At 53.3% G+C, this 501-nt stretch carries 1 rRNA gene; it reads right to left on the bottom strand.

Annotated elements, in window-relative coordinates:
- Nucleotides 1-3: 3 nt before the first annotated feature.
- Nucleotides 4-501 (bottom strand): 23S ribosomal RNA (locus tag EGT49_RS12365); the annotation flags it as partial.

Genomic DNA, 501 nt, shown 5'->3' with positions numbered 1-501 from the left:
TTCTCGGTTAAGTCCTCGATCTATTAGTACTGCTCAGCTCCAAGTATCACTACTCTTCCACCCGCAGCCTATCTACGTCATCATCTTTAACGGATCTTACTTCCATAAAGGAATGGGAAATCTCATCTCGAGGGGGGCTTCACACTTAGATGCTTTCAGCGTTTATCCCTTCCATACGTAGCTACCCAGCGATGCGCCTGGCGGCACAACTGGTACACCAGAGGTATGTCCATCCCGGTCCTCTCGTACTAAGGACAGCTCCTCTCAAATTTCCTACGCCCGCGACGGATAGGGACCGAACTGTCTCACGACGTTCTGAACCCAGCTCGCGTACCGCTTTAATGGGCGAACAGCCCAACCCTTGGGACCGACTACAGCCCCAGGATGCGATGAGCCGACATCGAGGTGCCAAACCTCCCCGTCGATGTGAACTCTTGGGGGAGATAAGCCTGTTATCCCCAGGGTAGCTTTTATCCGTTGAGCGATGGCCCTTCCATATGG

Origin of the sequence: Companilactobacillus suantsaicola (assembly GCF_004745525.1) — a bacterium.
GTDB lineage: Bacteria > Bacillota > Bacilli > Lactobacillales > Lactobacillaceae > Companilactobacillus > Companilactobacillus suantsaicola.
This window is presented reverse-complemented; position numbering and strand designations above follow the sequence as displayed.